General features: G+C 41.7%; 25 protein-coding genes and 1 pseudogene. 6 read left to right on the top strand and 20 right to left on the bottom strand.

Annotation, left to right across the window (positions count from 1 at the left end; all coding sequences use genetic code 11):
* The first annotated feature begins 512 nt into the window (after positions 1-512).
* Positions 513-782 (top strand): hypothetical protein, encoded by a 270-nt coding sequence (locus H6F92_RS21895; protein WP_199308293.1) that lies wholly within the window; start codon positions 513-515, stop codon positions 780-782.
* A gap of 431 nt (positions 783-1,213) precedes the next feature.
* Here the strand turns inward: H6F92_RS21895 and H6F92_RS21890 are convergent, their stop codons facing one another.
* The 7 genes from H6F92_RS21890 to H6F92_RS21860 all read right to left on the bottom strand — a co-directional run bounded on the left by H6F92_RS21890 (position 1,214) and on the right by H6F92_RS21860 (position 6,773).
* The gene (locus H6F92_RS21890) at positions 1,214-1,546 is read right to left on the bottom strand and encodes a DUF5615 family PIN-like protein (protein ID WP_190359467.1); all 333 of its coding nucleotides are present in this window, start codon (positions 1,544-1,546) and stop codon (positions 1,214-1,216) included.
* Positions 1,543-1,767, bottom strand: coding sequence for a DUF433 domain-containing protein (locus tag H6F92_RS21885; protein ID WP_002745983.1), 225 nt, complete (start codon positions 1,765-1,767; stop codon positions 1,543-1,545). The genes H6F92_RS21890 and H6F92_RS21885 overlap by 4 nt, the downstream gene beginning before the upstream one ends.
* Positions 1,768-2,001: 234 nt before the next feature.
* The gene (locus H6F92_RS21880) at positions 2,002-2,307 is read right to left on the bottom strand and encodes a DUF1257 domain-containing protein (protein WP_052276958.1); all 306 of its coding nucleotides are present in this window, start codon (positions 2,305-2,307) and stop codon (positions 2,002-2,004) included.
* A gap of 54 nt (positions 2,308-2,361) precedes the next feature.
* The gene (locus H6F92_RS21875) at positions 2,362-4,491 is read right to left on the bottom strand and encodes an NACHT domain-containing protein (RefSeq protein ID WP_265795572.1); all 2,130 of its coding nucleotides are present in this window, start codon (positions 4,489-4,491) and stop codon (positions 2,362-2,364) included.
* A 159-nt stretch (positions 4,492-4,650) separates the two neighbouring features.
* Positions 4,651-5,406 carry a hypothetical protein gene (locus H6F92_RS21870; protein WP_242030233.1) on the bottom strand — a complete coding sequence of 252 codons (756 nt, stop codon included), beginning with the start codon at positions 5,404-5,406 and terminating at the stop codon, positions 4,651-4,653.
* A gap of 64 nt (positions 5,407-5,470) precedes the next feature.
* Entirely contained in the window at positions 5,471-5,899 is a 429-nt protein-coding gene (locus H6F92_RS21865) for a DUF29 domain-containing protein (RefSeq protein WP_190359466.1), read from the bottom strand.
* 166 nt (positions 5,900-6,065) lie between these two features.
* Positions 6,066-6,773, bottom strand: a complete 708-nt coding sequence (locus H6F92_RS21860) for a hypothetical protein (protein ID WP_002740014.1) — start codon at positions 6,771-6,773, stop codon at positions 6,066-6,068.
* Positions 6,774-7,632: 859 nt separating this feature from the next.
* On the opposite strand from H6F92_RS21860, the gene grrP reads away from it, so the two are divergent.
* Together grrP and grrA are read left to right on the top strand one after the other, a co-directional pair.
* Complete coding sequence (gene grrP, locus H6F92_RS21855) at positions 7,633-8,532, top strand: extracellular substrate binding-like orphan protein GrrP (RefSeq protein WP_190359465.1); 900 nt, start codon at positions 7,633-7,635, stop codon at positions 8,530-8,532.
* Positions 8,533-8,546: 14 nt separating this feature from the next.
* On the top strand, positions 8,547-8,921 hold the full coding sequence (gene grrA / locus H6F92_RS21850) for a GrrA/OscA1 family cyclophane-containing rSAM-modified RiPP (protein ID WP_190359464.1): 375 nt from the start codon (positions 8,547-8,549) through the stop codon (positions 8,919-8,921).
* Positions 8,922-8,982: 61 nt separating this feature from the next.
* On the opposite strand, the gene H6F92_RS21845 is transcribed toward grrA, so the two are convergent.
* Positions 8,983-10,083: an alkene reductase gene (locus H6F92_RS21845; RefSeq protein WP_190359463.1), complete on the bottom strand. Its 1,101-nt coding sequence runs from the start codon at positions 10,081-10,083 to the stop codon at positions 8,983-8,985.
* 809 nt (positions 10,084-10,892) lie between these two features.
* Here H6F92_RS21845 and H6F92_RS21840 point away from each other — a divergent pair.
* Complete coding sequence (locus H6F92_RS21840; RefSeq protein ID WP_190359462.1) at positions 10,893-12,458, top strand: B12-binding domain-containing radical SAM protein; 1,566 nt, start codon at positions 10,893-10,895, stop codon at positions 12,456-12,458.
* Positions 12,459-12,571: 113 nt separating this feature from the next.
* Here H6F92_RS21840 and H6F92_RS21835 read toward each other — a convergent pair whose 3' ends face one another.
* From H6F92_RS21835 to H6F92_RS21825, 3 genes are all read right to left on the bottom strand, one after another.
* Positions 12,572-14,416 carry an AAA family ATPase gene (locus H6F92_RS21835; RefSeq protein ID WP_190359461.1) on the bottom strand — a complete coding sequence of 615 codons (1,845 nt, stop codon included), beginning with the start codon at positions 14,414-14,416 and terminating at the stop codon, positions 12,572-12,574.
* A 214-nt stretch (positions 14,417-14,630) separates the two neighbouring features.
* Entirely contained in the window at positions 14,631-16,532 is a 1,902-nt protein-coding gene (locus H6F92_RS21830; RefSeq protein ID WP_190359460.1) for an ArsA family ATPase, read from the bottom strand.
* A gap of 12 nt (positions 16,533-16,544) precedes the next feature.
* Positions 16,545-17,228, bottom strand: coding sequence for a GvpL/GvpF family gas vesicle protein (locus tag H6F92_RS21825; RefSeq protein WP_190359459.1), 684 nt, complete (start codon positions 17,226-17,228; stop codon positions 16,545-16,547).
* A gap of 92 nt (positions 17,229-17,320) precedes the next feature.
* Here H6F92_RS21825 and H6F92_RS21820 point away from each other — a divergent pair, with 92 nt between their 5' ends.
* Positions 17,321-17,653 (top strand): gas vesicle protein, encoded by a 333-nt coding sequence (locus H6F92_RS21820; protein WP_190359458.1) that lies wholly within the window; start codon positions 17,321-17,323, stop codon positions 17,651-17,653.
* A gap of 123 nt (positions 17,654-17,776) precedes the next feature.
* Here the strand turns inward: H6F92_RS21820 and H6F92_RS21815 are convergent, their stop codons facing one another.
* The 9 genes from H6F92_RS21815 to gvpA (H6F92_RS21780) form a co-directional block, all read right to left on the bottom strand.
* Positions 17,777-18,037: a gas vesicle protein GvpG gene (locus tag H6F92_RS21815; protein WP_079209054.1), complete on the bottom strand. Its 261-nt coding sequence runs from the start codon at positions 18,035-18,037 to the stop codon at positions 17,777-17,779.
* 14 nt (positions 18,038-18,051) lie between these two features.
* Positions 18,052-18,786 carry a gas vesicle protein GvpF gene (gene gvpF, locus H6F92_RS21810; protein WP_002758522.1) on the bottom strand — a complete coding sequence of 245 codons (735 nt, stop codon included), beginning with the start codon at positions 18,784-18,786 and terminating at the stop codon, positions 18,052-18,054.
* A 15-nt stretch (positions 18,787-18,801) separates the two neighbouring features.
* Complete coding sequence (locus tag H6F92_RS21805) at positions 18,802-19,275, bottom strand: gas vesicle protein K (protein WP_002758523.1); 474 nt, start codon at positions 19,273-19,275, stop codon at positions 18,802-18,804.
* A 508-nt stretch (positions 19,276-19,783) separates the two neighbouring features.
* Positions 19,784-20,092: a gas vesicle protein gene (locus H6F92_RS26870; RefSeq protein WP_079209053.1), complete on the bottom strand. Its 309-nt coding sequence runs from the start codon at positions 20,090-20,092 to the stop codon at positions 19,784-19,786.
* Positions 20,049-20,459, bottom strand: a complete 411-nt coding sequence (locus H6F92_RS21800) for a gas vesicle protein (RefSeq protein WP_190359457.1) — start codon at positions 20,457-20,459, stop codon at positions 20,049-20,051. The genes H6F92_RS26870 and H6F92_RS21800 overlap by 44 nt, the downstream gene beginning before the upstream one ends.
* Before the next feature lie 29 nt (positions 20,460-20,488).
* Entirely contained in the window at positions 20,489-21,529 is a 1,041-nt protein-coding gene (gene gvpN, locus H6F92_RS21795) for a gas vesicle protein GvpN (RefSeq protein WP_072925181.1), read from the bottom strand.
* Between the two features lie 696 nt (positions 21,530-22,225).
* A complete protein-coding gene (gene gvpC, locus H6F92_RS21790) occupies positions 22,226-22,765 on the bottom strand; it encodes a gas vesicle protein GvpC (RefSeq protein WP_052277529.1) in 540 nt (179 codons plus the stop codon).
* 440 nt (positions 22,766-23,205) lie between these two features.
* Positions 23,206-23,421: a gas vesicle structural protein GvpA gene (gvpA, locus tag H6F92_RS21785; RefSeq protein ID WP_002735503.1), complete on the bottom strand. Its 216-nt coding sequence runs from the start codon at positions 23,419-23,421 to the stop codon at positions 23,206-23,208.
* Between the two features lie 374 nt (positions 23,422-23,795).
* Positions 23,796-24,038: a gas vesicle structural protein GvpA gene (gene gvpA, locus H6F92_RS21780; protein ID WP_425311603.1), complete on the bottom strand. Its 243-nt coding sequence runs from the start codon at positions 24,036-24,038 to the stop codon at positions 23,796-23,798.
* A gap of 580 nt (positions 24,039-24,618) precedes the next feature.
* Here gvpA (H6F92_RS21780) and H6F92_RS21775 point away from each other — a divergent pair.
* Positions 24,619-24,764 (top strand): annotated as a pseudogene (locus H6F92_RS21775) (IS701 family transposase); the annotation flags it as partial.

The raw sequence follows: 24,764 nt of genomic DNA, 5'->3' as shown, positions 1-24,764 counted from the left end.
CTTTCTTATTGTGCGTTAGCAAGTTCCCAATGCAAAGCTGAAGGAACTTGCTAACATTCCTTTGTGCTTGCAGAGCTAACTTGGTTGCTTTCTGTTCAACCGTATCACGGAAAATCGGTTGGTCATTACGAGAATTTATATCGTTATCGGGCAAGAGAATCAAAAATTTAAATAAAGGGTTGACTGGCGCTAAAAACCAAGTTAAGATGAAGGGTTTTTAATTTTTTGTCTCCTAGAGGGGATCAAGGTTAGGAAAACTTAGGGAATTAGGGAAATTTCGAGGGGGAATAATGCTAGTATTGACAAGGCTTTCAAGGATTATCAGCCCTCCTCGATTTCTCTCTATCGATGCAGATAATGGTTAATAAAACTGTTTTCTTCGCTACAAAAAATCAGATTTTTAAGATCAATGTTAAATCAGACTCAGGGTCAGAGATTAAAAATTATAATAGGGGCTTGACAAGCAACTAAAAATAAGCTGTTATTAGCCAAACTTAACTATAGAATCAGAAATGCTGATACAGGCTAATAATAAATCCTGTTTAAAAGGGATAGGGAAGTGGGGAAGTGGGGAAGTGGGGGATTGGGGAAGTGGGGGATTGGGGGATTGGGGAAGTGGGGAAGTGGGGAAGTGGGGAAGTGGGGGATTGGGGAAGTGGGGGATTGGGGAAGTGGGGGATTGGGGAAGTGGGGAAGTGGGGGATTGGGGAAGTGGGGGATTGGGGAAGTGGGGGATTGGGGAGTATTTTGCTGTGAACAGTGAACTGAAAACCCGCATCTGAATACTGAATACTCACTCCTAACCCCACGAAACGCTTTTTCGGCAAACCCTATATATATAGATGGCCGAGGTCCGAACGGGTGTGGGGTGTAGGGAAAGAAACCTCTTTCATCTGTGGTGGTGAAAATTTTTTCATCGGGACTGACTGGTGTGGGGTGTAGGGAAAGAAACCTCTTTCATCTGTGGTGGTGAAAATTTTTTCGTTGGGACTGACTCCTAACCCCACGAAAAGCTTTTTCGGCAAACCCTATCTAATGTGTGTTGCGTTTCCTTAGGTCAATCCAGTGAGAAAATTAATCGTAGTAACGCACCAATTTAATGACAAAGTTGGTGCGTGGGGTGCAGATTATTGATTTTGATTTTTTAACAGAATTGGTAGCCGCAAACACGCACCCTACAAGATTAGGCGATCGCAAGATGATGCGCTCACACTCAACTTAATATCAACAGACTTTCTGTTTCACTATCAAAAAATTCAACAATAATTAAAAAATTATCCCTTAAAATTTCGATAATCTTTGCAGTGGGACTATTACCAATACGAAGATAGATAAATTTTGGTGGATGACCATATAATAGACTGCGCTGATGAAAATCGGCATCTTTAGAGACAATTACAAAATCGTTGAATTTGGCAAATTCCCAGATAAGTGCATCATCAGTATTGATCAGTCCTAAAATCTTGACGTGCTGAGAATCAGCATATAAATCAATTATTTTATCAATAATCCGATCTGACAAATTTTCATCTAATAACAGTTTCATAAAGAGGTGATAAATAATTTTTTCTCTCGATCAGCAGCAAAAGCCAAACAAGCTTTGATATCCTCGGAAGTTAATTCTGAAAAATCCTCAAGAATTTCTGCTTCTGTCATTCCTGCTGCTAAATATTCTAGAATATCGTACACAGTTATACGCATTCCTCGAATGCAGGGTTTTCCGCTGCGTTTTCCAGGTTCAATGGTAATAATGTTTTGGTAACTCATAATGCTTTAACTATTTTTACCTTCCCAATTATATCTTATTCGATGACAGAGATCGCACTCCACCCCACCGACAAGAACGATCACCCTTCAACTTCGTACCACTCTTAGGGTGTAAAGTGCGAAAGCATAATGCACCAATTTAATAATAAATTTGCTGCGTGGGGTGCGGATTGTTAATTTGAGTTTTTTAACAGAATTAGTAGCCGCAAACACGCACCCTACAAAATTAGCAGATTAGAGATTGCGCTTATTTAAACCTCTCTCTTTAATTTCTTTAAGGGTTTTATTAACAGCATATTTTGCATTGATACTCTTAATCAATTCAGTTTGATCATGTTTTTTAGCAACTCCCGATAAATCAGCAATTAAGTCAAAACTTCCGTCGGTATTAAGATTCCAACCTAGATCATAATCTCCCTCTAGCACAGCAACAATATCTGCTCTAACTCTTTGACCGTTAAAACCACGAACATCTGCTTCACGTTTAACTATTATTCCTAAATCCTGCAAAGATTTTACTAAAATTTCAGGATCAGTTATTTTAGTTCTTAAAGTAGAAAAATAACCACCGACGGCTCTTTTGTTCTGACTATCTTAATCGGGATTTCTCCAATCTCTGAAATTACTATAGTAAAGAAATTCTTGAAAACCTTCTTTGATTTTAGCATCTACATCCGTTCTAGCTAATATTGTTTCGATAATTGCTCCTATTTCCGAGTCAATTGTTATTCTAGCTAATGCCGTCAAAAGTCCAATAATTTCCCCTTCAGCCTTATTAGCTAGTTGTTGAATAATGGGTAAAGTTTGAGCGTGATCTCGCCAATGGTTTGCTAAGGCTTCAATTGCTCTATGTTCACCCTTGTTAGCTTGTTGTTGAATAATGGGTAAGGTTTGAGGATTATCTCGCCAATGGTTTGCTAAAGCTTCAATTGCTTTTGATTGACCCTTGTTAGCTTGTTGTTGAATAATGGGTAAAGTTTGCGGATTATCTCGCCAATGGGTTACTAAAGCTTGAATTGCTTCTGATTTACCCTGTCTAGCAAATTCCTGTAGATAAACTAACGCCTCAGAATGAATTTTAGCAATTCTAGATAATTGAATAACAGCTTGATCTTGAACATACCAAACATTTCTTTCAGTTGCTATAGATTGAAGAACACTCCATCCTGTCCGATGATCTTGCCAAATTGCTCCAATTTTAGCAACTGTTTTTTCCTTAAAATCAGTATCAGCATACCTATAAGACAATTTAGTTAAGGATTGAAGACTATCTAACAATCGCTGACTTAGTTCAACATAAATAGACTGGTTTCGCAATTCTCCATAACAATCTGCTGCTAAAAAAAGATAAGCAAATTCCTGATCTTCTTCCTCTATATCAATGAGATAACTAATTAATTCTTCAGCAATTTCTTTAGGAAATTCTGCACTTAGCATCCCCATCAATAAACATAAAACTTCTTTCCAAACAGGATCTGAATAATGTTCTCCAAATACTTTGGTTTTCAAATCCTCAAGACTAATTCCGTCTGGTAATCCTCGTTTTTTAAATCTTTCATAAAACTCGCAAGCACAAAAGTATTCTAAAAAAGTTCGATGAACAAAAGCAAAAGCATTGCCACCTAAAGAACAAAGAATAAAATTACGATAGCGCAGTTGTTTGATAATTAAATCAGTCAGATCACTAGCCACTCGTTTGTTAATTTCCGTTCTTTCAAGATATTGAGTCAAAACATTTTCTAATTCTTCCTTATAGATTAAATTAGCTGCTAACCCTTTTTCTCCTGCTTGCATGGCACTTGCGACTAAACGCAGAATGTCCCTTTTATCTCTTAGATCAATATTGTAAAGATATTTTTTCAGTTCAGGATCAATTAATCCTTCCTTGGTTTCAAAATCCCATTGATGTAATAACACCTCTGACGCTTTTTCATAAAGTTTTGAGCGGTCTCTTGGTAATTCTTGAGTTCGATTCAGAATAGCCATCATCGTTAATAATAAAGGATTTTCTGCTAATTCTCGAATCGCTTTTGACTCCTTAATTGCCTTTTGTAAACGTTCTTGTTTTTGGGTTTTATCATCTCGATTTTCAAAAGCTAAATCATGCCAACGTTTGATAAAATCTTCAATCTGATCTTTATCTAAATCTTGGATCATAAAATGGTCAAAACCAGCATGATTTAATTCTTCTGCTTTATATCCTAACCAGCGAGAAGTGACAATAATCTGCACTTGAGGATATTGAATACTAAAACGTTTGATATCCGTGACAATTTCTTGTCTTAATTGAGGATTAAAAACTTCATCTAAACCATCAAAAAGCACAAGAGCCTGACCTTTTTTAAGCTTATCATCTAAAGCAAGTTGATTGAGATGACAAATCAGATTACCTTGATGGAAAAATTCTAGAATATTCTTACACTTTTTTTCATCCTTATCTCTGGCATAAATACGCAATTCTATCAAAAGAGGAAGGGGAAGCAAAACACGCTGACTGAGTTCTTTTTCAGCCCAATTTAAAGCTAAATACTGCAATAAACTCGATTTTCCCGCCCCCGGATTACCTAAAATTACGGTTCTTGGGTATTCAGAAGAATTGATGATATTCAAAACAGGATCTAATTTTTCATTGACATATTCTCGCCGTTTTCGTTCTAGTTCTGCTTGTATTTGTTCTAACTCCGCTTGAATAATTTCTCCCCTATCTACAAGTTCCTGCAGCACTTCTTTAGGTAATTCATAAAGTTGAGGAATAAGGCTCTTCGTTACTTGTTATGGTTCGATAGGGGGGCATAAATCGACTAAATCCTTATCTGGCAAGAGACTTAATTGATTAGTTCGCTCTAGATAAGAAACAATTGACAAAAATCGCTAAATGCTTTTCTATATAAGGGTTACATCCCTTATAACCCCCGTCCATTGCATAACACAAACCGAAGAGCCAGGAATAAATTGTTTACATCGTCTCACATTTTGCGGCACAAACATTCGCCAGAGTTTGATTTGCTCATAAGTCGTTGTGTCTAAACATTCTAATTTAAGATGGCCATATTCCTTTTTTAAGCCTTCCGCATAGTTATCTAAATTATAATCTGTTTTAACTCCTGCTATTTCTTGAATATTTTGGCTATCTTTATTCTGTAACTTAACTAAAAAAACGGCTCTTAGCTTTTCAGAATTTTCAATAATTTCCTGAGGTTTTCTCAAATAAAATTTACCTAGTTTTTCCCAGTTAAATTCAGCAGGTAACGGGGGTAAATTAAGTCTTTGCCAAGATTGAGCTAACCTAAAAGTATCAAGAATTTGACAATCAATATCAAAAGCATCCCCTAAAATAGGTTTAACTTGGTCATCTTTAATAAAAGTCTTGAGAGGTTTTTCAAAGTTTTTAATTTGATCATCTTCCAGATCGGCCATTTCTAACTGTTGCTGAAAGAGTTCTAAAAACTCCTTCATTGCTTTGCCATAAGCTTCTTTTTGAACATCTTTTTCAGGTAAGTGTAACACTTTACCTAGACTGTTTTTAAAAAATTCCTTTCCGTAATCTTTTGCACCCTCTATGGCCAAATCTTGCATTACTGAACGAACAAGCGAACCTGCGGCTTGAGTAACCCCCCAGACAATTAACGGGTCAACCATGGCGATAAACTTAAGATTCTGTGGATACTATCTAAGCTTACCAACTTTAATCGTTTTTCGTCTATCATTCCGACAAATGAAGAGAACGATTTAAAATATCCTCAATACCGTAGGGACAAACGGGGGGAAACTCTAATCCCGTCTCTCTAAAGGCATCGCAACAAGCAACAGCATAGAGTTTAAATAGGCTTTCATCGGTTAAATATCGCCTTAAACTGGGGCTATCGTCCAAATAAAGCCTAATATTAGCTCTTTCTCGCTGAATAGTTCCCAACCAACCCCAGGATCGCCGTTGAGGTTGATAGTCCCACTTTAATAAATGATGCAAAATTAATCTTAGACTAGCGAGTAAGCGATCGCGCTCCCGTTTCGACAAATCCCGCACCTCCTCAACTAAATTCTCAATATCTAACTCGGAAAACCGACCGGAGGCTAATAAATCGGCCATTTGTTCGGCCCAAAGTCCAAAGTCTTGCTCATAGGATGCCGTCATCGATTTATCTCCTTCTAAGCTTAATTAACATTATATTGAACCCCTTGCATAATTAATTTTTGATGGTTCAAAAACAGCAAAAACAAGGATTAAATTACCCAAAATCTGTAAATTATGATTCATTGATGACCGGGAAACCAGCATCGTTTCAAAGATCGCCGAACCATTAACGGGTTTTGCGTCTTCGGATGACATTATTAGAATAACGAGAAGGTTTTGGCCGGGGTTCTTTTCCCCCTCCCAATTCGCGACTAACTTGCTGGAAAATATCCCGTCGCAGCACGGGATATTCCCCTATCCACTGGTCGAGTTGGGGAAGATGGACATCAGAAAGCTGATTGATATCCCCTAAATCGGGATCTCGAGACATTAACAAAGCTTCGGCCACCATTCCGGGACGGATCGATTTATGGATGCGTTTGAGGGGAGCGCGAACGATCGCCGAAAAACCAGTTTGATCACCGATTTCTAGATTAATACAGCGTTGGCGATTTTCGATAATCTCTAATTCCCCGCGTTTATTGACCCTTTCTTCTTCCCCGATTAATTCCTCGGTAACAAAAGCATCGAAAACGCGACCGCGCCAAAACCCCCCATAGGGAAGACGACGATAGGTATTATTGCGAACACTGGCCCAATAAACTGGACCCCAGAGCCAATATAAACCAGCGATAATGTCGAAAATCAGTTTAATTGTTAAACCACCAGGGCCGAATAAATTACCGATTAACCAAGCTGCGGTGAGAGCGATGATAGAAATGAATAAACGGCGCAGAAAATCAGACCATTTACCCCAATAGTGAGCGTACTGGGGACCTGTGGCGATAATCGGGACAATTTGCTCGATCGATTGACGGGTAAGGGGAACCAACATTATCAGTTATCAGTTATCATGGACTCTTGTATTCCATCTGTCGCCGAACCTCATAAAACCCGATATCTGCTATGGCTTTGGCTAATTGTTGCTCTACTGGGGGAGACCCCAAGACCGCACTGCCTCAAGTATTGCACATCAGCTTTTAGCTGACAAGACAAACCTGAACCTCTAGGTGTGTTGACGGCGGTTACTCTATCGATAGTGATTTTATTGTAGTGGTGATAGCTCAAACCTTTGCTAATTGGGCATTAGACCTCTGGCAAAAATCAAAAATCTGACCTTAGGTGAGGAGTCTCCGAGCCAGTAGTCAGTAGTCAGGAGAATTAAGAATGAGCGTTAATCAATTAAATGCTCTATTTAGGGATTTTAGGCAATTTTATGCCTATTTTTCTCATTTTTGAACTATCAAAAATTAATTAGGCAAGAACTCTATTGTAGTCATGAATAAAGTATCAAACAGCCCCAACATGATTTTCCATTTTGTGTGATAATTTTTGCCGATGGAATCGTGAAGTGTTTATTGGGCAAAACTTTTAGGACTATTTCGCCGAAAAAACTATCAGTATAGACCTCGTTTTCACACAGAAACCAGAAGAGCCAAGTCATGATCAAGCTAAAGGTTTAAAGACTGATTTTTTACACACTTCTACTACCAAATCATTACCAAAGTTACCGATCGAATTATCGAATTTAAGTCCCCTTTTTAAGGGGGATTTAGGGATAGTAAACTTTTGTAGTCAGATTTGGGAGAGTTGCTATAATTTGTCAAAGTTCACAGAAATTATTATAGAAACCCTGAAGATTTTTTAGCGACTTCTAGTATAGTTATGTTTGTACGGGAGCAAGCACTCGATTTATGAAGAAAATTTTACAGTTAGTGGGACTAGGTTGCCTATTACCTATGTTCCTCGCTAGTGCAAGTTTAGCGGAAACAGTGGTGGAAAAAGTGGCTCGCACGGGATTTTTGACCGTAGGAACCCGTTTTGATGCGATTCCCTACTCCTACATCAATGATAAGGGGGAATTAGTCGGCTATTCTATGGATGTGTTGGAACGAATTAGAAAACGATTGGAAACTCGTCTCGGTCGTCCCGTCACCCTGCAAATGGTGGAAGCTAACCAACCCGGAGAGAAAATTAATCTCATTCGTAGCGGGGAAATCGATATCGCTTGTAGTACGGCTTTTACTTGGGAAAGGGCGAAAGTTGTCGATTTTTCCATCAGTTACAGCATTTCTGGGATTAGGATTTTAGCTAAAAAAGGTAGCAATCTCTCCACTCCTCAATCCCTAATCGGTAAACGCATCGCCTTGGTTCCCACTTCCGCGGCCGTCGATGTGATTAAATTAGTACAACCGCAAGCGACAATTGTTACTACCTACAGCACCATAGAAGAAGCGATCGAAGCTTTAAAAACCGGTAAAATTGACGCAATAGCGGGGGATAGCATTTCTTTAGCGGGAACAATGCTCAGAGATAACCCTAAAATCTACGAAATCGTCCCCGAAGAAGCTCTAGCTAATTTTGGCATTGCTTGCATGGTTCCCGAAAATAACTCTACTTTTTTGGATGATGTCAACTATGCCATTGTTAAAATGATGCAGGATTACATCACCAATGATACGGCCACCGTTAGTCAAATCGATCGCTGGTTCGGTAGTCAAGGCATGGTTCCCATCCCCCCAGAATTATTAAAGGCGTTTTTTGCCTTCAAAGTTATCGAACACGCCCAAATTAATCCCCAAGAAGCCAAATAGGAGCATAAATTCAGGTGAATATTCGCAATAAAACCGGTTTAGTCGGCTTTCTTCTCGCTTTATCTGCTTTCGGTCTGACTAGCACCGCTCAGGCCGCCTCGGACGAGGCTAATCCCATTGAGGCGCGTTTAAGTCGTCTATCTAGCGCTGTACGCGAACGAGTTAACCAACTGCCGTCCGGTACTGCCGATCCTAGTTTACAAGCTTTAGGCTGGGGAGATGGTCGCGGTCGCGGTTGGGTGAATAGTCGTGTCGGTGGTTGGGGAGATGGTCGCGGTGGTAGTTTCGTTAATGCGCAGCCCTGGCGCAATGGTTGGTCTGACGGTGGTGGTTTCTTTAATTCCCGACCGCGCTGGGGTAATGGTGGCAGTTTCTTAAATCGTTGGTAAGTTAAGGTTGGGTGAGGGGATAAACTTTATCCTCGTCCCAACCCCAGTTTGACGATGAAATCTAGGGTTTATAGCTGGGAAAATCGATATAACCTTCCTTGTCAAAAGAATACCAATCCTTCATCTCAGCATCGGGATTAAGGGGCCAATTATTGGCGAATCTTTCCACCAAATCGGGATTACTGATATAGGGGCGACCGAAAGCAATTAAATCCGCATCTCCTAACTGAATAGCGGCTTCAGCAGTTTCTTTTGTATAACCACAATTGCCGATTAAAGCACTATTAAAAACAGCCCGAAACTCGGACAAAAGCATCGGTTGACCCTTTTCATGAAAACCAAAAGCCAAGCCATCTAGCAGATGCAAATAAGCTAAATTGTACTCATTTAATCTTTGGGCAACATAGAGAAAAGTTTCTCGAAAATCTTCGGAACCCATGTCATTATAAACCCCATTGGGAGACAGACGCACCCCCACCCGATGACTGGGAAAAACAGTTAAAATTGCCTCGACTACTTCCTGTAAAAAACGATAGCGATTTTCCCAACTGCCACCGTATTTATCCTGACGCTGATTAGTGGCCGATTGCAGAAAAGTATCGATTAAATAACCATTAGCCCCGTGAATTTCTATGCCATCAAACCCCGCTAATTTTGCCCTCTGAGCGGCTTTACGGTAATCGGCGACAATTGCGGCGATTTCCTCGGTTTCTAAGGCTCTAGGGGTCTCGTAGGGCTGTTTACCTATGGGTGTATGCAACTCCCCCTTAATCCTAATTGCGGAAGGGGCAACTGGTAAAGCCCCATTTTCCTGAAAACTCGGATGAGAAGCGCGACCACAGTGCCACAATTGACAAAAAATTGGTGTTCCTTTTCTTTGGGCGATTTTTGTCACTATTTGCCATGCTTGCGCTTGTTCATCGGTGTAGATACCGGGGGTATTTTGCCAACCGTTAGCTTGGGGAGAAATTACCGTCGCTTCCGTAATCATTAATCCGGCGCTGGCCCTTTGCCGGTAATACTCGGCCATTATCTCATTAGCAAGACGTTTTTCTCCGGCTCGCGCTCGCGTCATGGGAGCAAGCACAAGACGATTTTCTAAGTTTAAATCTCCCAATTTAAATTGACTTAAAAGAGCTAGGGAAGTAGTGAAGGAAGTCATCGAATTTGCCGATAGAGAATTTAGGTTAATTTTACCGCAATTAGTTAAAATCGGACAATCACACCCAAGGATGATTGACTGGCTATCTGCGAGATTGTTCCTCTGCTAAGTGAGGAGAATTAATCGGATCAACTAGCTGAATATAATTAATATTGGTCATAAATCTGACTATAATTACAAGTTATTTAATTTATTCATCGTCCCAAATTAAAGAGACATAAACTATATTTTCTGGTAGTTAAGTCATGATGGGTCGGTTAAAATAGTGTAATTACGCTTATGTTTACCTGACCAGAAATAGTCATTGTCGATATGTCTAGTAACTGGTGTTTTACCGATAAAATAGACTTCCTAAGGACTGAAACGAAACCCTTACTATTCGGTACTTGCTAATTTTAAGAGGGTTTTTCAGAATCAGTATTTTTTAGGAAACCTACCCAAAAATACCCAAAATATGCAAACAGCCTCTAGATTGCGTTGATAAGTGGGTGGGTGGAATTAAATATAAGATGAACGTAGGTTGGGCTTCGGCCGTGAGCTTTTGCCGAACGGTTGAAGCATGAAACCCAACGCCCGCATAGTTTATGCTACCGCTAACCCATCCTACAAATAATTGTGCCTCCCTACTTAAAAATGGGAAAACACGAGTTTTTAGCAAGCATCATTCATTTAATTGTGCTAATCTCCAAAAAATAGCTATTTTTTCACAATTTATTTAGAACTAATTTATGAGTAAAAAAAAGTCTTGATCGACTTGGGCTTTGTGGCTAGTATGTAAAGCATATAGCTTCTTCATTGGAGACACCTGAATGAAAGCCCTATTACTGTGGCCACTGATGCCCAACTCCTTTTGGTCCTATCAAGAGACTTTAGATCTAGCCGGTTTAAGAGCAACCAATCCGCCCCTGGGTTTAATTACGGTGGCAGCCCTGTTACCATCGGATTGGGAAATCCGGTTTGTTGATCGCAATGTCCGATTAGAAACAGCTTCGGATTGGGAGTGGTGCGATTTGGTAATCATCTCCGCCATGATCATTCAGAAAAAGGACTTTCAAGAATTGATTGCCAAAGGGTTGCAGTTGGGTAAAAAAGTGGCTGTGGGCGGGCCTTACCCCACCTCCTATCCAGAAGTTGCCCAAAAAGCTGGGGCAGATTACCTGATTCTCGATGAAGGAGAACTGACAATCCCGCTGTTCCTGGCGGCCCTGGAGCGGGGTGAACCGAGTGGTGTCTTTAGAGCCAGCGAGAAACCCGATGTCACCATGACACCGATCGCCCGCTATGATCTACTAGATCTGGATGCCTATCTGGCGATTACCGTGCAGTTTTCTCGCGGTTGCCCCTTTCAATGCGAATTTTGTGACATCATCAACCTTTATGGCCGCAAACCGCGCACCAAAACCCCAGAACAAATGTTAGCTGAGTTGGAGACGTTATACCAACTGGGCTGGAGGCGCTACATTTTTGTTGTGGATGACAACTTCATTGGCAATAAGCGGAATGCCAAGGTGTTTCTGCGGGAGTTGATCCCCTGGATGGAACAACACCAGTATCCCTTTAAACTGATTACGGAAGCTTCCCTTAATCTGGCCGAAGACAGCGAACTGATCGAGTTAATGGTCAAGGCCGGCTTTATGCTGGTGTTTATGGGGATTGAGACACCAGATACCGATAGCTTAATCGGCATTAACAAGGTTCAAAACACCCGCCAATCCCTGATCGAATCCTGTCACAAAATTACCCGCATGGGGCTGCAGATTATGTCTGGTTTCATTATCGGTTTTGACAATGAGAAACCTGGCGCAGGGCAGCGGATCAAAGAGTTTATTATGGAGGCGAGTATTCCCCAGGGGCAGTTTAGCCTGCTCCAGGCACTGCAAAATACTGCCCTGTGGAATCGCCTGCAACAGGAAGGTCGTCTGGTGGATGGCATGGGTACTTTCCATCAGGGAGCGATGATGAACTTTGAGCCAACTCGCCCGGTGGAAGAGATTACCGAAGAATACATCGATGCTTTCTGGGAAATCTACGATCCTGTTAACTACCTAAAACGAACCTTCAACCATTTTATGATCATGGGGGGATGGCGCGGCAAATCGAACCGTAAATTAGATGGGCAACAGTGGCAATTGTTCCGCTCCTTGCTCTGGCGACAGGGGATTGTCCGACCGACGCGGTTCCGTTTCTGGTGGCAACTGGCAGTGATTGCCTGGGTCAAACCCCGTCTGCTAGAAGAGTATCTAGCGACCCTAGGGATAGGTGAGCATTTTTTTGCCTATCGCTATGAAGTCAGAGAACAATTACTAAAACAACTAGCCGATTTGAAGCAACAGAAAGCAAGGGTAGCCCAGCTGGAAAAAACGCTCAAAAGCTAGACAATAGCGCCGACGAACAGTCAATGCAGACATTTTGGCAAATTTTTCTTTTTAGGATGGTTTTCCTGATTTAAGATTTTCCCCCTTACTTCTTTTGTAAGGGGGAAAAAAAATCAATTGGCACGCTGTTCAACCAACAGTTGGTAAGCATGATTAAAATCAGCCGTTGTAATGCGAATATCAGCCGGGTCAGTCATTCCCTGATGGCGATAACGACGAATTGCCATCAGTGCCGCTTGGTTACACAATAACGATAAATCTGCGCCATTCCAGCCTTCCGTTGCCTCGGCCCAATAGCCTAAATCCACATCCTCTAAAGGACGTTCATCATTATGAACCCCCAGAATTGCTAAACGACTAGAGGCATTGGGTAAATCAACTTTTAACTGTAAATCTAACCGTCCCGCTCGCAATAAGGCCGGATCTAACGCATCTGGGCGATTAGTGGCTCCAATCACTAAAATCGTTGCCGCCGTTTGCAACCCATCTAACTCCGTGAGGATTTGTCCCACAACCCGGTCACTCACGCCTGAATCCCCACTATAACGACCTCTTGCCGGTGCTAAAGTATCAATTTCATCAATAAAAACCACACAAGGGGCTGCCTGACGAGCTTTGGCAAACAACTCACGCACCGCTTGTTCACTCGCCCCTACCCATTTACTCAAAAGCTCAGGTCCATTAATACTGATAAAATTAGCTCGCGCCTGAGATGCCACCGCTTTGGCCAATAAGGTTTTTCCCGTGCCGGGGGGACCCCAAAGTAAAATACCTTTGGGAGCTTGGGCTTTGGTTTGCGTATATAATTGCGGATGGAGTAATGCCCCTTCCACGGACTCCTGTAGGGTTTGTTTAATCTGTTCAAGTCCGCCAATATTGTCCCAGTCCACATGGGGAGATTCCACTTCCACAGACCGCAATACCGCCGGTTTAACTTCTTTTAGGGCTTGCAAAAAGTCGGCTTGGACCACCGTCATTGTTTCCGGAATTTGCGAGTCAATCGTAGGAACCTGGCGTCGCAAAGCACTATAGGCCGCTTTCTGGCAAACGGCTTTTAAATCTGACCCGACAAATCCCACCGCATTATCGGCAATCAGAGCTAAGGAAACCGATTCATCTAGGGGCATGGAACGGGTGAGAATTTGCAGGATTTCTAAACGGCCTTTGCGGTCAGGCACCCGAAAGAGGACTTCTCGGTCAAACCGTCCAGGGCGACGGAGGGCAGGGTCAAGATGGTCGGGACGGTTTGTCGCCGCTAGAACAATCACCCCTCGGCTTTGGGCAAAGCCATCCATTAAACCCAGCAATTGGGCCACCAGTCTTTTTTCTACTTCCCCTTCAACTTTACTGCGATCGGGTGCCATGCTATCAATTTCGTCAATAAAAACGATACAAGGCGCATTCTTACTGGCTTTCTCAAAAATTCCCCGCAGTTTTTGCTCGGCTTCCCCATAATATTTGCTGATCACCTCTGGTCCGACTAAGGCAATATAGTTAACACCGAGTTCTTCGGCCAAAGCACGGGCAGTCAGGGTTTTACCGGTTCCAGGGGGTCCGACTAAGAGAACGCCGCGAGTAGGTTCAAGTCCTAACTTGGCCAACAAGTCGGGGCGTTTCAGAGGAATGGCAATTAGTTCTTTGAGTTCTTTAATCACTTCCGTCAAGCCACCAACATCTTTAAGGGAAGCCGTGGTCGGTCCTTCGGGCGGTGTCATAGTGTCTTCAATCCCTGAATGAGTGGAGGATGGGCGATGGCGATTGACCTCAAAATCATCCCCACCAGCATTGCTCGGGCGAGAAACTCCCCCTGAACGGGGAATACCGCCAGAACGGGGAATATTACTCAAGGGACGAGAATTAAATTGCATTTCGGTTTTAATTTCCCCTTTTTCCAGTTTCTCTTCTAAGATTTTCGCCAGTTCGACTAATTGCTCAAAGCCTTTGAATAATTCTGCCATAAAATTTCTCCTGAGTCAAGTGAAAGATGGGGACTGCAGCAATTCTCATTTTAAGGTTTCATGACATTAAAACCCTTGCACCTAGAGGGGTTAATAATTCTTAACGAGTCTCTAGATCGCTGAAACAACGCAAAATCGTTTCAAAATGAGAATTGCCGTGGGGACTGGGTGATAGATGGGGTTAAGAAGTCCGACTTGATCAGACTAATTACCTTTAAAATAACAGATCTGCCGCGCCTTTTACCCGGGCTAGAGGTTCTACTGACCGGGGTAAACTGGGTAAGCGGATCAAAGTTTGATCTGGGAATAAATCCCGATCAATTTCCTCATTAGCATGATAACGATTCTGCACGACATAACGTTGATAGACTCCCATTTTTTTCAAAGATGCTGTCAATCGCAGTTGTTCGGCAACGATAGCATCTTGGGCTTGCAAAACTCCAATAAATTCTGTATGTTGGGGGTCTTTTAGTTTTTTCTGGGCAGACATCACTTGTTGTCTTAAGGTTCGTAATCGTCCCATTAAATCTACACGCCCTAAGACATTTTGATACTTCATCCAAAGCTTAAAAATCCAACTTAACCAATCTCCTAAAGCCGTTGGCATTTCCAAAAATCTCAGGAGATGACCGGTAGGAGCCGTATCTAAAATAATCAAATCTTGTTGTTTCTGGTCTAATAAATCCATCACTGTTACTAGGGACAACATTTCATCAATTCCAGGCAGAGATTGAGCGACGATTTGTCGCCAAGCTTCCGGAGTATAAGCTAGTTTGATGTTTCCTTCTTCGCTACCTTCACCACTAATCATTTCTGCCAGTTCCCATAAATAATCATCCCGAAATTTTTCTAAAATGATATTAGCATCAACTTCTTGACCACTTAAATTATTAGTTAATTGTGTGGATTGATGTCCTAACTTTGTCCCAAAGGCATCTCCCAAAGAATGAGCAGGATCAATAGAAATAATTCTAATTTTTTGATCGGGATGACGATTAGCTAACGCCCAACCAATGGCCGCGGCAACGGTGGTTTTTCCCACCCCCCCCTTGCCACCAATGATAATGAGTTGGCGTTTGTCGTCAATAAAATCACTAAAACTCGGCAGAATTTTTTGCGGCCATTGAATAGGAGGCGGCGCAATAAATTCTACTTGTTCGAGGATTTTAATTTGACTCATGATCTGATCTAATGCTTCACCTCCTAGGGGTTCTTTTGCTTGTTGAGGCAGGGTAAAAATTGTCTCTTGACCTGGAATTTTTAGGAATTTATCGAGGAGTTGCTGTTGCTCACTATAGCGATCTAAATTTTGATTAGGATCCGTTAGAATGCGATTAATAAATAAGCTGCCGCAGGGAATATTTAAGTGATGCAAACTATTGAGTAATCGTTCGGTTTCTAATAAACTCATCGGTTCAGCAATTGCCACAATTAAACAAAGGGTAAAATCCTGATTTTGTAGGAGTTGCTTGCCTTCGGTTAATTCTGATTGTGTTTTGACTAAAAAGTCATCCACATCATCGGCATTGTAGGTTTTTGAAAAAGTTTGCGAAATAACACGATGTTTTTCTTGAAACAACTCTAAAGAATTGAGAATAATCTCTAAAAAATCTTTAATTTCCAATAAATTTAACGTATGACCAGAGGGAGCCATATCAACAACAATTCGATCAACAACATTCTCTATTAGTAATCGTTGAATTTCTAATAGACCCATGATTTCATCTAAACCTGGCCAGTCTAAATCCCAAACAGGAGTTAAATCTTCTCCCTCAACAAAACTGCCCCGTTCTACTAAAAGTTCTAAAAATTTTCCGTATTTTTCTTTAAATTCTAAAAGCAATTTTTCCGCATCTAATGCCCTAACTTTTAAGTTGGGTAAGTCTTTTACCGGTGATGCTTCATCGCTAACTTCTGTTTGCAATACATCCCCTAAAGAATGAGCAGGATCGGTTGAGATTAACAGGATTTGTTCCTCGGGAAATAATTTAGCCCAACGGCGAGCAAATCCACAGGAAAGGGTGGTTTTTCCCACTCCTCCTTTGCCACTAAACATAACTAAATGTCGAGTGTCATAACGACTTAGAGAGTTATTTACCAAGTTAAAGTTAGTCATAGAGAAATCAAGTTAAGTAAAGTGATAGGGGGGAGAAACTTGTCCTAATTGTAATTCCCAACGGGGGCAGGCTTTCTGCCAATGCAAGACTTGCTCGATTAGTAAAGGTTCTTCTTGAAAATCAACTAAAAGATAAATTCGTGATTCTGTCCCTGGAGCAGTAATAATTCTCGTTGACGGATAGCTTTGGGTCACTAAATGCACGAAATTTTGCCATTCTGAACCTTGCAAAGTATAAAAATCTTGTTGGGCTTCATAAAGCTGTTTTTTGGCTAAAAAATATTGTCTGCCCCTGCTTTCAGAAAAGACTACAGGCTCCTCTAGCTTACGGGGAATACATTTTAAAAGATATTCTCCTTTTCCCTCAAGTTCTTCAATTTTTTCTTGATATTCTTGGCCATGAGAACAAAGATGAGTCAGTAAATTTTCTGCCTCTAAAAAAGATGTGCCAAAACGTAAGGGTAAAATAGTGGTTTGTCGAAATAATTCACAGATGACTCGATCATGGCATAAAACCGATTGAATCAAGCGTTCATCATCATTTTGTAAAGTGTCTAAACAAACTTCGGGCTCGACTACGGCCGAGAGCTCTCCACCAGTTATCAGTAACAACGGGTTAGCCATTCCAACGGGTAATGTTAGGCTTTCTATTGGGGTTTTCAAAAAAGCGTAAGTATATAGATTGTACAATTTCATAAGGTTGACCGAAAGAAAATTGACGATTTTTTACGAATTTTTATATTGGGGCGTTGATATGCTAGAATATTCTAAGTTATTCAGGGATTGTTATGACAACCACTCGTCCACCCAGACCAATTAGATCTAAAATTAGCACCATGCCTCGGAAACAATCTGAAGCAGATCAGCAACTTGAGCTTTATAAGTTAATTACTGAAAAACAACGTATCCAAGAAAAATTAGAAATGATGGAGCGGCAGATTCAGCAGTTAAAAAGTCGTCTCACGTCTGTGACAGAGCAAATTGAGACTACAGAACAAAGTATTCAAAATTTGCGTACAGCCAACCCTCCTAGTGTAGCTAAAAAACCTGATTCCCCAAAAACTGTTGCTCACTCCTCTAATAATTCCAGTAATTTCCAAACTTTTTACCTAGAATATTAAGGCTTAACCAAGGGCTAGTTCTGACCAAGCTTCAACGAGTTCTTGAGCTTGTCAAATCCGCCCTTACTAAGCTTACAATTTGTGATTTTGTTCATGATCTATGTGGTGGGAAAGATTGCAAGTTTAGAGAGAAGATTCAGATTCGTTTTCTGCCTCTTCTTCTTCTAAGGCTTGAATTTTTAATAAAAGTTCTTCTTCCTGAATTTCAAACTCCTCCTCAGAAATGTTGCCCATATCGTAAGCTAGTTGTAAGGATAATAACAATTTGTGCAAATTTTCCGCCTCATCATATTCTATATCTGCACGCTCTTGAATTTTCTCCCCAATCCAGATCAGACCCCCAATAGGACCGGTAACAGGAAGAAATAAAAGATCGAGAAACATAACTAATACTCTCCTTAGACAAGTTGGGCAAAGGTATAGGGTGCGGTTAAATTGTTATAGCGAATTCTTAGGCGATCACCAAACTGCTGATCGATCGCTTCAACGTTTTGGCTAAACTCCGGCTCTTGCTCCCAGGGAATTAAATAAGCTGCATTGTAAATCATGTCATCCGTCATCGGATCGCTTTCAATCACCTCTTGGGCGCGATGATTTAATTGGTCTCTAAAGACTTGAATAATGTCTTGTTTCCGTTGCAATACAGTGGCTTCAATGAGTTGACCTATATGAATAATTTCTTCCATATTTAAGTTTTTCCCCATCATCGCATCCCGTTCTTGCTTTAACTTAGGATTAGACTCCAAAGCCGCTTGTAATTCCCACTGATTATCCCAAAAAATTTTAATGCTAACCTCTCGTTGGCCCGACAGTTTAGCAAATAATTCTTTCAGTTGGGTTTTATAGGGAGTAATTAGTTGTTCGGTGACGGATTCCCAGGTTTTGATAACTAAGCCAAACCGCAGGGGCAACAACGTTGTAAACCCTGCTTCCATGACAGTTTCTAATACTTTTTCATGGCAAATTAAATAGCGACGGGATGCCAAATACTTCTCTTTATGAGCAGCGGAGTAGAGAAAACTAAAACCCTCAATCATCTCACTGTGAACCGGCTCATTATCAATACCCTGCAAAACCAGTCCGTCAGGAACTGGTTCGGGAAATATGCCATATAAATAAAGACCCACTGTCATCAGTATTCTCCCAAATTAAACCGGCTGAGAAGTTAAAACCAAACGAAGCTTTAGATGAATTAGATCTAGTTGAGCTAAACCCAGATCAACATTTCCTTCCACAACAACCCCTGTATTGAGGAGTCGATCCACTAATTCTAACACAGAAGGCTTAATACCCTCCTCTCCCGGGTAATAACTCCCTGCTTCCGGTAAAAGAGTGCCAAACTCGCCTAGGTGGACATTTAACTCTTCTGGCTCAACCTCAAAAATTTCACACAAATAGAGAATTTGTTCTTGCAATTTTTGGATACTTTCTGCGGCTCTATCTAAATCAGACTCACTGAGAACCCCTTTTTCCATCCGGCGAATGATTTGGGCTTCGAGCAATTGGCGTACCAGTTCCACGACAGTTAACAGTAAAGGGGCTAAACCAGCTTGGCTATTGCTTTCTGGACGGGTCAGCAAGGCTTGATTATCAGAATCGTAAGGTGTGCAAGCAAGGGTCATGGTTGGAATTGGTAAATGAGCAGTTTTTGACGGTGAGTCTCTAGTGGGGAGCTTGGGCAAGAAATTTTATCTGAGGGAAAATAATGATTTGACATACCCCACGCCGTTTACGACGTGGATTCTTCTAGCATCACTGCTGTGAATTTATGGCTCAACGAGTCCACTTGAATTAGATTCCTAGCGAAATCCCACCCAGAGGTGGTTCTCTCCTCAGACTTTCGCGACCTTACAGAAGCCTGTTTTCCTATGCCCGACGATACAGTTCAAAACCTCTAAAATAATTGGTTTCTCTGGTACTTGACGCTGAGAGCTTTTACCTATAGGAGCATTCCCCTAGAGAACCCCATAACTTTAGTTTTCAAGGTGCGTTCATCGGTTGATGACTGGGTTTTTTAAGCGGTTGCTTACCCGTCCCGCTATTCTTAATAGCATACATCCTATAAAGTCGCCCTAAAAGGGCGAGGCTTTCAACCCAATTTTTCAGTAAACTTCTTTACCGTTTGAGGATTCAGTTGAGGAATTTCAATGTATATAAAGAATGTGACTGATCGTTGGGACTGCTATCACGGCTCTCCATTGCACTCAATTTGGCTAAGGATTTTAAGGCTTGAAGTCGGCGTGAAAGTTCCAGGTTCTCTGCGAATAAAGCTTGGCATTGGCTAGGGAGGTAGGGATAACCTGGCAAGCCGTTAATCGCCTTTTCCCTTGCTTTATCAAGGGGGGCAATCGTCTCGTGTAAATTTCCTAACCTTTGAGGATTCAAGTGAGGAATTTCACGCATCTGAGGAATGTGCTTCATCGTTCGGACTGGTATCATGGCTCTCCATTGCACTCAATTGGCTTAAGGATTTTAAGGTTTGAAGCTCAGTTTCTAGGGTTTGGAGTCGGAGTGAAAGTTCCCGATTTTCTGCTAGTAAAGCTTGGGATTGGCTATGGAGGTAGGGATCTCCTTCCCACCAGTTGATTCCCATTTCCCTGGCTTTATCAACAGAGGCAATTAACAAACGAATGCGGATATTGATCAGTTCAGTGGAGGCAATCGAAACGGAAATATCGCCGGCAATCACAATTCCTTTATCTAAAACTCGTTCGAGTATATCCGCTAAACTCGAACCTTGAGTTGCTGTTTTTAGGGAGTTGTTTGACTGGTTTTTGAGCGAGCCAGCAAAAGTGGAAGAAGTCACGGTTGGTTTCACTCAATAAGAGTATAAAATTAGTCTTTTCGCTGGGGCAAGTTGCCTCGCAGTAAAGATTGAATGGCTTTTAACGATTGATTTCCTGTCGAAGGCTCAGGAGTTGACGCTTGGGCATCGGAAGGCTCCTCTTCCTCTAGAAAGGATAAGGATTCTAACGGATTGTCCTCGAGGATTTCCCATAAAATCGCTCTTGACTTATCAACAGATAAATTTGTGCGTGACAAAAGAACATCGGCGCAGATATCACGGAAGTCCGAGTCAGCGGAGTTGGCCGCAATATCGTGAGAGGCGCAGACTTTAGCAATCATTAAACAAGAGCGCAAACCCGACGTTTTTTCAGTCGCAGTTTTCACACGAAAGGTTTTGACGAGGTTGACAATAAATAAAGCATCTTCTCGACCAATCCCCGTTTTTTGAGCAAGAATTTCTGTCTGAGTCAGTTGGTCTGGTTCAGGCATATTTATAGTTACCAACCGATCCATTAAAGCATCTTGGGTGGCATGAACCCCACAGTATTCTTCTGGGTTGGAGGTGAAAATTGCCCGAAATTGAGAATTGACTTGTAGGTAATCGGGTTGATGGCTAGTGGGCGGCAGGGTGAGAATTTTTTCTTCCAAGGCAGAGAGTAAAACGTTGTTGACCTCAGGTCGAGAACGATTGAACTCATCATAAACTAGGGTAAACCCCTCGCGACAGGCCATTGTTAAGCGAGAATCCACCCAATTGTGTTTTAGCTCGTCTTCAACTTTGAGAACGCTGTGGATATAGTTATCCATCAGTTTTTTATGGGTGTAGCCAGACTGACTACCAATTAAATCGGAACTGGTAAAGTCATCATCGCCAAAGATTAGCATCACAGGTCTGGCTAAACAATTGGCCAAGTGCATTGCCAAGGTGGTTTTTCCCGTTCCTGCTGGACCACATAGATGGATGGAAAAACCAGCGTTTAGATAACGTAAGGCGCGAGTGGCAACTTGATCAATCGAAGGCGTAACAACAAATTGACCAGGGCGAAGGCAGAGGACGGATCTTCTTGTTTGAGTTTCAGTAAATGTCATAGTTGAAATCTAGTAAATACCATTGTTGACATCCTCACCGCCGTAAACGGACGGTGATTCCTCACCACGCCACCTTTTTAGGATGGTCGCGTCAATGGGGTTGACGCTTCACCAAAAGCGGACGGGTATTCTTGAGCTAACAATTGCCCGTTCAGGTTTCCCTTCATAACCGAGTAGGCAAGGACGCTTGTGTTGCCCGAATTTGACGGCAGGGTTAATCGTCTTTGGCTTTTAAGGCCCACCTCTATAATATCCCAAAAGAGTAGGAACTGTCATCAATTAGCTCTAGAAACTTGATTCTGAAGGTATTTTTAGGATATTCATTAGTCAAGGGGCTAAGGAGCTAAAATTCTTGTCTAGACTACTTTTCCAGACTTGAACAATGACAAGCCCAGATGCAGTCCTTTTCCCTTACCTCCTTTGTCAACAAAAGACTACTAATGACAACATTAACTATAAAGTAAGTGAAGTTTTATAACACTTCTTAATCTACCAGAACCCTAGGGTCGCCCCTACAGGAACTCACCACCCCTACGTTAAGTCTAGAAACCTAGAAAAGCAGGATCAGCATGGTAGGTTTAAAACCAAAGGCTTATTGTTGTACCTTCAGATAGTCCTCTAGTTTAGTCAGGAAAAGGGACTAGAGGGTTTTTACTCTAGCCCTAGGCTTAAGTGGGTTGGAATTAACCTAGAGATTTATTTGCCAAAAACGTAGATAGACAACTCTTGACGAAATTGACGCAAATCGTCTTTTAGCTGTTTCGCTTCCGCTAAACGTCGTTCTTGGAATTGACTTAAATCATCTTTCACCTGTTTGGCTCGATCTAGATGAAGTTGACGTAATTCGTCCTCTAGCTGCTTCGCTGCCGCTAAACGTTGTTCTTGGAATTGACTTAAATCATCTCTCAGCTGTTTGGCTCGATCTAGACGCTGTTGACGTAAGTCGTTCTCTAGCCGTTTCGCTTCAGCTAAACGTTGTTCTTGAAATTGACGTAAATCCTCTTTTTGCTTTTCCGCCTGAGCTAAACGCTGTTTTTGGGTAGCTGTTAAAAACGCAAGGCTTTCTTGTTGAACTTTTTGGAAAGATTGGCGCAAAGCAGTTGCCTGTTCTTGCGCTTGTTTTTGTCTTTCAGTTTTGACATCCAACAAAAAAGCTTGGACTTCTTGCGAGAGTTTAGCTACTTCTCCAGCAATCGATAAACGCTCCTGGCGGAACTTTTCCATGAGAGCAGGCATGGGGTTGTCCTCAATTACTAAATACTATGGAATGGATTAGACCCAATCACCCGTTAGAAAAACCTTGACGGGGACTGGGGGGAGAGACAGTAGATTCCGACTTTTCTGATCATCCCAAAGTCGAGATGGCGAACTACCCAAGACCAAGGGGCGCAGCTTCCCACCCAAAGAATTGCTTTCTATTCCGAAAAATAGTGAGCCTTACACTCTGGTGATTGGGGGTAAACCTAGCTACAAGGGACAAAATCACGGTTACAAAAACAATTTGTCTGCGTCTAGCTTTGTCTTCGCTATCCGTTGCCGTGCCAACCCTATAAATTATAGACTATTGCGCCCCAAGAGACGGGTAACTAAACTCAACAGGGATTAAAGAAAAGCCGAGAATCTGGAAAAACCACTAGGGTTTTAACTCAGCCGATGGGAGAATCTGGGATCAATCCTTAAGCAGGAACCGCCGCAGATTGAGTCAGACCAACCGCTTCAGCATATTTGAGGTAGGTTTCAACCGAAGCGATAACTACACGAGCTTCAATCGCTAATAATTCGATGCCCACCAGAGAGACGCGAGCCCAGGCATCAATAACGATACCTTTGTCAAGGATACGATCAATAACTTCAGCCAAGCTAGAGGAAGAGTTAGTTTTTTCAACTGCCATGGTAATAGACCTTTTTGTTAGTTGTATAGAGAGTGTACAGCGCTGATCCAAAAGTTGAGATGGCGAACTACCCAAGTCCAAGGGGCGCAGCTTCCCACCCAAAGAATTGCTTTCTATTCCGAAAAATAGTGAGCCTTACACTCTGGTGATTGGGGGTAAACCTAGCTACAAGGGACAAAATCACGGTTACAAAAACAATTTGTCTGCGTCTAGCTTTGTCTTCGCTATCCGTTGCCGTGCCAACCCTATAAATTATAGACTATTGCGCCCCAAGAGACGGGTAACTAAACTCAACAGGGATTAAAGAAAAGCCGAGAATCTGGAAAAACCACTAGGGTTTTAACTCAGCCGATGGGAGAATCTGGGATCAATCCTTAAGCAGGAACCGCCGCAGATTGAGTCAGACCAACCGCTTCAGCATATTTGAGGTAGGTTTCAACCGAAGCGATAACTACACGAGCTTCAATCGCTAATAATTCGATGCCCACCAGAGAGACGCGAGCCCAGGCATCAATAACGATACCTTTGTCAAGGATACGATCAATAACTTCAGCCAAGCTAGAGGAAGAGTTAGTTTTTTCAACTGCCATGGTAATAGACCTTTTTGTTGTTTTCATAGAAAGTGTACAGTGCCGAAATCATCAAGGGTTCAGAAATCCACTTGGTTTTCTTGCCTTCATCACTTCGACATCTTTGAGAATAACACCCTTGTTTTGACGTTGTCAATATCTAAATGTCATTTTTTTTGTTAAGAAATGTGGTCAATTCTCAGTTTTGTGCTTAATAAATGTGGTCAATTCTCAGGTTTTTTTTGTTAAGAAATGTAATTAATTCTCAGAAAAGGGTCGCACCTATTGGGACTTAGACAAAAAACAAATCGAGAAAAGCCTCAACTCCAATCCCCGCTTGGGATTTACTTCGAGAAGCCCAAAATCGCTGAAACCCAGATAGATCAAGGAAAATCATAAATCGAGGTTAACCCTTTGTCCCGTAATGGTTTGAGCCTTTTTTGCTGACCGAAAACGCCTAAGTCCCACTATGCTTTCCTGATCAAGCGATCGCTGGCTCTAGCCAAAATCTTACACAGAACAAATAAACTAATAAGCTTTTACGCATTTAATGGGACTTAAACGCTAAATAAAGATCAAATCGAGTATAATCGTTAAAGAATAAGCACTTTACGTTGAAAGAGCAGCGATGAAAGAGACAACCCCAGCCGCGATGCCCCCATGCTTTGACCGATGGTGTCGGCGGTTTGACAATTGCTTCAAAAACGAAGCGCAAAAAAACGGCTTCAGACAATATTTAGGAGGATTATTAGGGGAAAGTGAGAGGAAAAACCT

Source organism: Microcystis wesenbergii FACHB-1317 (assembly GCF_014696875.1).
Lineage (GTDB): Bacteria > Cyanobacteriota > Cyanobacteriia > Cyanobacteriales > Microcystaceae > Microcystis > Microcystis wesenbergii_A.
This window is presented reverse-complemented; position numbering and strand designations above follow the sequence as displayed.

Excerpts from the sequence above, each read along its gene's own strand:
- H6F92_RS21835 (WP_190359461.1), bottom strand. The coding sequence starts at position 14,416 with ATGGCAGAATTATTCAAAGGCTTTGAGCAATTAGTCGAACTGGCGAAA.
- gvpA (WP_002735503.1), bottom strand. The coding sequence starts at position 23,421 with ATGGCAGTTGAAAAAACTAACTCTTCCTCTAGCTTGGCTGAAGTTATT.
- H6F92_RS21885 (WP_002745983.1), bottom strand. The coding sequence starts at position 1,767 with ATGAGTTACCAAAACATTATTACCATTGAACCTGGAAAACGCAGCGGA.
- H6F92_RS21865 (WP_190359466.1), bottom strand. The coding sequence starts at position 5,899 with ATGACGGCATCCTATGAGCAAGACTTTGGACTTTGGGCCGAACAAATG.
- H6F92_RS21890 (WP_190359467.1), bottom strand. The coding sequence starts at position 1,546 with ATGAAACTGTTATTAGATGAAAATTTGTCAGATCGGATTATTGATAAA.
- H6F92_RS21805 (WP_002758523.1), bottom strand. The coding sequence starts at position 19,275 with ATGACCCTTGCTTGCACACCTTACGATTCTGATAATCAAGCCTTGCTG.
- gvpF (WP_002758522.1), bottom strand. The coding sequence starts at position 18,786 with ATGACAGTGGGTCTTTATTTATATGGCATATTTCCCGAACCAGTTCCT.
- H6F92_RS21825 (WP_190359459.1), bottom strand. The coding sequence starts at position 17,228 with ATGAAATTGTACAATCTATATACTTACGCTTTTTTGAAAACCCCAATA.
- H6F92_RS21870 (WP_242030233.1), bottom strand. The coding sequence starts at position 5,406 with ATGGTTGACCCGTTAATTGTCTGGGGGGTTACTCAAGCCGCAGGTTCG.
- H6F92_RS26870 (WP_079209053.1), bottom strand. The coding sequence starts at position 20,092 with ATGATACCAGTCCGAACGATGAAGCACATTCCTCAGATGCGTGAAATT.
- H6F92_RS21895 (WP_199308293.1), top strand. The coding sequence starts at position 513 with ATGCTGATACAGGCTAATAATAAATCCTGTTTAAAAGGGATAGGGAAG.
- H6F92_RS21815 (WP_079209054.1), bottom strand. The coding sequence starts at position 18,037 with ATGTTTCTCGATCTTTTATTTCTTCCTGTTACCGGTCCTATTGGGGGT.
- H6F92_RS21860 (WP_002740014.1), bottom strand. The coding sequence starts at position 6,773 with ATGTTGGTTCCCCTTACCCGTCAATCGATCGAGCAAATTGTCCCGATT.
- gvpN (WP_072925181.1), bottom strand. The coding sequence starts at position 21,529 with ATGACATTTACTGAAACTCAAACAAGAAGATCCGTCCTCTGCCTTCGC.
- gvpC (WP_052277529.1), bottom strand. The coding sequence starts at position 22,765 with ATGCCTGCTCTCATGGAAAAGTTCCGCCAGGAGCGTTTATCGATTGCT.
- H6F92_RS21830 (WP_190359460.1), bottom strand. The coding sequence starts at position 16,532 with ATGACTAACTTTAACTTGGTAAATAACTCTCTAAGTCGTTATGACACT.
- H6F92_RS21840 (WP_190359462.1), top strand. The coding sequence starts at position 10,893 with ATGAAAGCCCTATTACTGTGGCCACTGATGCCCAACTCCTTTTGGTCC.
- grrP (WP_190359465.1), top strand. The coding sequence starts at position 7,633 with ATGAAGAAAATTTTACAGTTAGTGGGACTAGGTTGCCTATTACCTATG.
- H6F92_RS21845 (WP_190359463.1), bottom strand. The coding sequence starts at position 10,083 with ATGACTTCCTTCACTACTTCCCTAGCTCTTTTAAGTCAATTTAAATTG.
- gvpA (WP_425311603.1), bottom strand. The coding sequence starts at position 24,038 with ATGAAAACAACAAAAAGGTCTATTACCATGGCAGTTGAAAAAACTAAC.
- H6F92_RS21820 (WP_190359458.1), top strand. The coding sequence starts at position 17,321 with ATGACAACCACTCGTCCACCCAGACCAATTAGATCTAAAATTAGCACC.